The 7,167-nt window shown below is 67.1% G+C and carries 6 protein-coding genes; 2 read left to right on the top strand and 4 right to left on the bottom strand.

Annotated features, from left to right (window positions below):
* From GH737_RS11850 to GH737_RS11865, 4 genes are all read right to left on the bottom strand, one after another.
* Window positions 1-2,350 (bottom strand): ribonuclease R family protein (locus GH737_RS11850; RefSeq protein WP_155265016.1); only part of this gene is annotated, 2,350 nt, incomplete at its 3' end.
* A 180-nt stretch (window positions 2,351-2,530) separates the two neighbouring features.
* The gene (locus GH737_RS11855) at window positions 2,531-2,794 is read right to left on the bottom strand and encodes a DksA/TraR family C4-type zinc finger protein (RefSeq protein ID WP_155265017.1); all 264 of its coding nucleotides are present in this window, start codon (window positions 2,792-2,794) and stop codon (window positions 2,531-2,533) included.
* A 21-nt stretch (window positions 2,795-2,815) separates the two neighbouring features.
* Window positions 2,816-3,742, bottom strand: coding sequence for a DMT family transporter (locus GH737_RS11860; RefSeq protein ID WP_155265018.1), 927 nt, complete (start codon window positions 3,740-3,742; stop codon window positions 2,816-2,818).
* A gap of 204 nt (window positions 3,743-3,946) precedes the next feature.
* Entirely contained in the window at window positions 3,947-5,305 is a 1,359-nt protein-coding gene (locus GH737_RS11865) for a M28 family peptidase (RefSeq protein WP_155265019.1), read from the bottom strand.
* Window positions 5,306-5,406: 101 nt separating this feature from the next.
* Between GH737_RS11865 and GH737_RS11870 the strand changes: the two genes are divergently transcribed.
* Both GH737_RS11870 and GH737_RS11875 read left to right on the top strand, forming a co-directional pair.
* On the top strand, window positions 5,407-6,912 hold the full coding sequence (locus GH737_RS11870) for a CoA-acylating methylmalonate-semialdehyde dehydrogenase (protein WP_155265020.1): 1,506 nt from the start codon (window positions 5,407-5,409) through the stop codon (window positions 6,910-6,912).
* A 52-nt stretch (window positions 6,913-6,964) separates the two neighbouring features.
* The coding region (locus GH737_RS11875) for a hypothetical protein (RefSeq protein WP_155265021.1) at window positions 6,965-7,167 on the top strand (203 nt) is incomplete at its 3' end.

Raw genomic sequence — 7,167 nt, forward strand, 5'->3', positions numbered from 1 at the left:
GGATGTTCGGCGGCCGGCCGCGGCGGTTTGCGACGCGCACGCGGTCGCGGCGCTCGGGCTTCGGCGCTTCGCCCCCGCCCTCGCCGGGCACTTCAAATCGCAGCGAGCCGGAGACCGGATTGGCTTCGGCGATGCGCAGCTTGAGCTTTTGCCCCATCCGGTACGTGGTCGCCGTCTCCTCGCCGGCCAGCTGCTGCGCTTTTTCATCGTAGCGGAAATATTCCTTGCCGATGGTCGAGACCGGCACCAGCCCGTCGCCGCCGAACTCGACCACGGTCGCGAAGAACCCGAACGGCTGCACGCCGGTGATCCGGCACATGACGAGCTGGCCCACCTGGTCGGCGAGAAATGCCGCGACATAGCGGTCGACCGTCTCGCGCTCCGCCTCCATCGCGCGCCGCTCGAGGCGAGAGATCTGCTCGCCGATCTCGTCGAACTTCTCGGCGTCCGCGGGGGGAAGGCCGCCCTCCCCGAGCCGGTAGGCGCTCACCAGGCCGCGGTGGACGAGCAAATCGGCGAAGCGCCGGATCGGCGAGGTAAAATGCGCGTAGGTGCCAAGCGCGAGACCGAAATGGCCGAGGCGCTCGGGTGCGTAGCGTGCCTGCATCTGCGTGCGCAGCAGCTGCTCCATGATCTCCGGGCGGAACTCGGACTCGCCGACGCGCTCGATGATCCGGTTGAACGTCGCGGGCTTGATCACCTGTCCGAGCGTGAACTCGATTCCGAACGTCTTGAGATAATCCCTGAGCGCCTCGAGCTTCTCGCGGCTCGGCGGCTCGTGGATGCGGTACATGACCGGCGCCTTCTTCGCTTCGAGCGCCCGCGCCGCGGCGACGTTGGCGGCAATCATGAAATCCTCGACGAGCCGGTGTGCGTCGAGCCGCTCACGCGCCGCGACCGATTCGATCCGCCCCTTCTCATCGAGCACCACCTGCCGCTCGGGCAGGTCGAGCTCGAGCGGCTCGCGCTTGTTGCGGGCGGCGAGCAGCGCATGCCAGCAGCCCCACAGCGGCTTCAGCGCCGTCTCGACCAGATTGTTGGGGACCGACCCCTCGATCTCCGGCATGAAGCAGACCGGCGACGCGACTTCGACCCGCTCCTCCTCTGCCGCGTCGATCGCCGCCTGCGCATCCTCATAGGCGATGTTGGCGGCGACGCGGATTTTCGCGCGGGTGAAGCGCCAGCGCTTGAGCGTCCCGTCCTTGGCGATGGTCAGGTGGCACGCGAGCGCCGCCCGGTCCTCGCCCTCCTTCAGCGAGCAGATGTCTGCCGACAGCTCCTCGGGGAGCATCGGCACGACGCGGTCGGGAAAGTAGACGCTGTTGCCGCGCGCCCGCGCAGCCTTGTCGAGCGCCGAGTCCGGGCGGACGTAGAAGCTGACGTCGGCGATTGCGACGATCGCCTTCCACCCGCCCTTATTGTCTTCGTCCTCGTCGCGCGCGGCCCAGATGGCATCGTCGTGGTCGCGTGCATCTGCGGGATCGATGGCGACAATGGGGAGGTGAGTCAGGTCCTCGCGCTCTGTGCCAGGGACTGTCCCCGAACGGGGACTGTCCCCTAATCCGGTGGCGCGCGATGTGCTGGGGACAGTCCCCGTTCGGGGACGGTCCCCTGCGGGCAGCGGAAATTTCGCGACCCGCTTCGCCTCGTCGAGGGCAGCATCGCTGAACTCGTGCGGAAGCTCGTACTTGTGGATCGCGATCAGGCTGACGCTCTTGGGCGCGAACGGGTCGCCGAGCACTGCGTCGACGCGGGCGCTGACTCGCGGCCCGCGGCCCGAAATTTCGCACAGCACCAGGTCGCCGGCCTCGCCCTCGCCGACGTTGCCGACCGGTAACTCGCGCCGTTCCTTCTTCTCGACCGGCGTGAGCCAGAAGCGCGTGCCCTCCTGGCGAAGCACGCCGAGCACCAGTTCCTGCTTCTTCGCGAGCTTCTTGAGCGGGTGGGCGACGAACTTTTCACCGCGCTCCTCGGTCCGGGCGAGCACCCTGTCGCCGATTCCCAGCGCGCCGCGCCCATCCTTCTCGATGATCCGCAGCTTCGGGGCTGGCGTGTCCGCTTCCCAATGCTCCGGCGTTCCGAAGACATGGCCGCTGTCGTCGGCTTCGACGATCTTCAGCACCGTCACCCGCGGGACGCCGCCCATCTTGTTGAACGCGCGCCCGCGCCCGGTCTCGATCAGCCCCTCGTCGGCCATGTCGTTGAGCATCTTCTTGAGCGCGATCTTGGCGTCGCCGCGGATGCCGAAAGCCTTGGCGATCTCGCGCTTCCCCGCCGGCTGGTCCGACGCGGCGATGAAATCGAGGATTTGCTTTCGGCTGGGCAGCTCGGCGGTGCGCTTGCGAGGCATGGCTCTCCTACGCTGCGAACGGTCGGAGGTTGCAGGGCTGTGTCACCCGAGTGCACGCCAAACGGGGGCTTGTCGGATGTGTCGGATTCCTATTCGCCGGCATCACGAGGGGAGCCTGAGGCGAACGGACTCGATCATGCGGGCGCCTTAACGGAGAGCAGGCCCTGTAGGACAGCGCTTTTACCGCAGCTGGCTGTCCTTGCTCCCGCGCCGGTTGATGGTCGAATGGACCACGGCCTTGTCGCGCTCGGACTGGCAGGCGACGCAGGTGCGCACGCCCGGAAGCGCGTCGCGGCGCTTCTTCGGGATCGGTTCGCCGCAGTCGTCGCATTCCTCCGCGCTCTCGCCTTTGGGCGTCAGCGCGCGGGCGCGAAGCACCGCGTCCTTCACGGTGTCGTCGATCTGGTCCTGAACCGCGCCGTCGCGCGTCCATCCGCCGGCCATGACAATCTCCTTTGCACGCCCTTAGCTGGGTGCGGCGATCCCCGCCGACAATGCCGCGCGGCGGTGCAGCCGGTGCTCGCGCCACACGATCACCAGCCCGCTGGCGATGATGATCGGCGCTCCGGCCCATACCCACGGCGTCGGCAACTCGCCGAAAATCCACGCGCCGAGCAGCACCGCCCAAACCAAGCTCGTATAGTCCATCGGCATCACCAGCGCGACCGGCGCCAGCCGCAGCGCGCCCGTCAGCGTCAGCTGGGCGAGGCCGCCGGCGATCGCAAGCCCGCCGAGGATCGCCCAGGTGACCGCGTCATGCGGGCCCGCGAAGTGGAACATCAGCAGGCCGAGCGGCACTAGTGAGCTGACCGCGAACCAGAAGACCGTCGTCGTCGCGCGCTCGGTCGCTCCCAGGCGCCGGATTACAATTGTCACCGAGGCCGTCAGCAGGGCGGCGGCAAGTGCGACCGACGCACCCAGCAGCGGCACCTCGCCGCTCCCTGGTTGAACGATCAGCAGCACTCCGGCAAAGCCCGCCGCGACCGCGCCCCAGCGCCACTTCCCTGTGGGCTCGCCGAGCACGAGCGCCGCCAGAACGACCGAGAAGATCGGCACGGAGAAACCGATCGTTGTCGCTTCGGCGAGCGGAAGCAGGATGAAGGCGACGAAATTGAGCGCCATGGCGGTGAGCCCCAGCGCCATGCGCCCGACATGCGCCGACACCCGGCGGGTGCGAAGCGAATCCAGTCCCGGTCCGGCGGCGACCAGCCCGGCCGCGCACAAGGCCGACCCGCATTGCCGATAGAACAGGCTCTCGACGACATTCACGCCGCGCGTCGAGACGAGCTTCACCAACGCGAACATGATCGCCAGGAGCAGCGCAGTCAGGAGCCGGAGTGCGATTCCTGCGAGAGGCCGCTGCTCGGCAGGGCGGTCGGTTTCGAGCTCCATTCGAACCGTCATTGCGAGCGGCACGGCGGCGAAGCAATCCGGAAGTAGAAGGGTTTCACGCGAAGGCGCGAAGCCGCGAAGGGCATCGCCTCACTTTCGTCATTCCCGCGAAAGCGGGGACCCAGTCTTCCTGTTTCGCTGGATCCCCGCTTTCGCGGGGATGACGAATTTTCTTTTCGCGCCTTCGCGCCTTCGCGTGAAAATCTATTTCTTCTCTTCTTCCGCAGGCGCGACGTAGGGCTTGAACGCGCCGCCGGGCACCGCCGAGGCGACCGGGCTTTCGAATCCGGCCTTGCTCAGCGACGCGACTCCGAACAGCCAGTCGTCGACGCGAATGTGGGGAAGCACGACCTTACACTCCGCCGCGCATTGGCTTGCCGGGACGCGGCGCGACTCCTGCCACTGGTTCGCGTCCATGCGCCGCCAGCGGATCATGTAGGAAGCCGCGCTGGGGACCGGCGCCCAGGTGATCGTCGTATCCGTGCTCACCGCGCCTTCGACCTTCGGCGCTGGCGGCGGCGGGGCGCTGGCGATGGCGGCGAGCGCGGCGACGTTCAGCTTGGTCATCTTGGCGAGATAGGGGAAATCGACGTGATCGATGGTGTCGCCGTATTTGATGCCGTTCTCGGTCCTCAAATCCTGGTGCTGCCAATCATAATTCTCGATCGCGACGTTGAGCCGCGCAGCGGGATAGCCGAGTTCGAGGAACGGGATGTGGTCGCCGCCGCGGCCGAAGCGGTCGGTGCGCCAGATCTGCCGCAGGTCGAGCCCGATGTCGAGCCGGTCGGCGAGGCTGTCGAGGTAGCGCGAGATGTTGCGCGACGGTGCGTCGTTCTCGCCGCCGAGACTGTGGGTTTTCGCCGCAAGCTCCTCCTGCCCCTGCGAACGCGGTCCTTCCGACAGCACCCGCGCGTGCGTCGAGTCGCACATGCCGTCGGATGAGCAGGTGTTGCCGATGATGTCGTTGTTGAGGTCGGTGACGACGTTCCAGCCCTGCGCCTTGGCATAATTGGCGAGCACCTTCGCGCCATAGAGCCCCTGCTCTTCGCCCGAGAGGGCGGCGTAAATGATCGTACCGGGGAACTTGTGCTTCGAGAGCACCCGCGCCGCCTCGATCACCGCGGCCGTTCCGGATCCGTCGTCGTTGGCGCCGGGCGCATCGGAGGTGAAATTCATTACGTCCGTGACCCGGCTGTCGATGTGGCCGGTGATGATCACGACATCGTTGGGCCGCTCGGTCCCGCGCTGGATCGCGACCATGTCGCAGACGGCTGTCGGATTCGGGATGCGGCTGCCGGTGAAGGTCTCGCACGGGCGAACGGTCGGCAGCCCGAAGCTTTCGAACTGGCCCTTGGTCCAGTTCAGCGCCGCGCCGATTCCGCGCTTGGGGTCGGTCTGCGACGATAGCGTGTGCCGCGTCCCGAAGCTGACCAGTGTCTCGATCGTGTGCTTCAGCTGTGCCGTGCTGACGGGCTGGACCATCGCGCGGAGCCTGGCGTCCGTGGAAGGTGCCGGCGCCGCGCCGAGCAGGCTGACGCACATCAAGATCGCGATTTTTCGCATTCGAATCTCCCCTTTCGCGCCCTTGTTCAACTGGCATTTGCCGCTGCCCGGGTCTAGGGGAACGGCGATCCCAGACCAGCACAATCGAGGACGCATCAACCATGCTTCGCAGCATCGATCACTTCATCGGCGGTTCCACTTTCGCCTCGGGCGAGCGGCAGGGCGACGTGTTCGACCCCAACCAGGGGCAGGTCCAGGCGAACGTCCGCTTCGGTACGTCGGCCGACCTCCAGAAGGCCGTAGACGCGGCGAAAGCGGCGCAGCCAGCCTGGGCCGCGACCAACCCGCAGCGCCGGGCGCGCGTGATGTTCAAGTTCCGCGACCTGGTCGAAAAGAACATGGACGACCTCGCGCACTTGCTCTCGTCCGAGCACGGAAAGGTGCTCGCCGACGCCCGCGGCGACGTCCAGCGGGGCCTCGAGGTCATCGAATATGCGTGCGGCATCCCGCAGGCGCTGAAGGGCGAATATACCCAAGGAGCGGGGACCGGCATCGACGTCTATTCGATGCACCAGCCGCTCGGAATCGGTGCCGGGATCACGCCGTTCAACTTCCCGGCGATGATCCCGATGTGGATGTTCGGGATGGCGATCGCCGCCGGCAATGCGTTCGTGCTCAAGCCGAGCGAGCGCGATCCAAGCGTTCCGGTCCGGCTGGCGGAGCTGATGAAGGAGGCAGGGCTTCCGGACGGAATCCTCAATGTCGTCCACGGCGACAAGGAGATGGTCGACGCGATCCTCGATCACCCGGATATCGCAGGCGTCAGCTTCGTCGGAAGCAGCGACATCGCGCAATATATCTACGCCCGCGGGACCGCCAACGGGAAGCGCGTCCAGGCGTTCGGCGGGGCCAAGAACCACGGCATCGTCATGCCCGACGCCGACCTCGACCAGGTCGTCAACGACCTCGCCGGTGCCGCGTTCGGATCGGCCGGCGAGCGCTGCATGGCGCTTCCGGTGGTTGTCCCCGTCGGGGAGGAGACCGCCGACCGGCTGCGCGAGAAGCTGATCCCGGCGATCGAGAGCCTGCGCGTCGGAGTTTCGACCGACGCCGACGCCCATTACGGCCCGGTCGTCAGCAAGGCGCATCGCGAGCGGATCGAGCACTACATCCAGATGAGCATCGACGAGGGCGCCGAGCTGGTGGTCGACGGGCGCGGCTTCATGCTCCAGGGGCACGAGGAGGGATTCTTCATCGGTCCGACCTTCTTCGACCACGTCACGCCCGACATGAAGAGCTACAAGGAGGAGATTTTCGGTCCCGTCCTGCAGATGGTCCGCGCCAGGAATTTCGAGGAGGCGGTGCGGCTCCCCTCGGAGCACGAATATGGCAACGGCGTCGCGATCTTCACCCGCAACGGCCACGCCGCGCGCGAATTCACCGCCCGGGTCAACGTCGGCATGGTCGGAGTCAACGTCCCGATCCCGGTGCCGGTCTCCTACCACAGCTTCGGCGGCTGGAAGCGCTCGGGCTTCGGCGATATCGGCCAGTACGGTCAGGAGGGCCTGCGCTTCTGGACCAAGACCAAGGTCGTGACGCAGCGCTGGCCCGACGGCTTCGTCGACGCCGACAACAAGGCCGCGTTCATGATCCCGACGATGGGGTAGAAGCCCTCGACGGGGAAACCCGCACGCTCAACAGCGTTAGGGGTGCATGCGATTGCGCCCACCCCTGCTCAGCCTTGCCCTTATCATCGTCGTCGCGGCGTGCAGCCAGCGCGACCCGGTCGCGAACAACCTCGTGACGAGCACCCTGCCGGCACCGGTGACGGACCGCACCTCCGACCCGGCCGCCGGGCCGCCCGCCGACACCGCTCCGATGGATGATGCGCAGGCTGCCAGCGAAGCCGCGCAGCCGCGGCC

The organism is Sphingomonas segetis (assembly GCF_009720245.1).
In the GTDB taxonomy this organism is placed as follows: Bacteria; Pseudomonadota; Alphaproteobacteria; order Sphingomonadales; family Sphingomonadaceae; genus Sphingomicrobium; species Sphingomicrobium segetis.

Excerpts from the sequence above, each read along its gene's own strand:
- GH737_RS11855 (WP_155265017.1), bottom strand. The coding sequence starts at position 2,794 with ATGGCCGGCGGATGGACGCGCGACGGCGCGGTTCAGGACCAGATCGAC.
- GH737_RS11860 (WP_155265018.1), bottom strand. The coding sequence starts at position 3,742 with ATGGAGCTCGAAACCGACCGCCCTGCCGAGCAGCGGCCTCTCGCAGGA.
- GH737_RS11865 (WP_155265019.1), bottom strand. The coding sequence starts at position 5,305 with ATGCGAAAAATCGCGATCTTGATGTGCGTCAGCCTGCTCGGCGCGGCG.
- GH737_RS11870 (WP_155265020.1), top strand. The coding sequence starts at position 5,407 with ATGCTTCGCAGCATCGATCACTTCATCGGCGGTTCCACTTTCGCCTCG.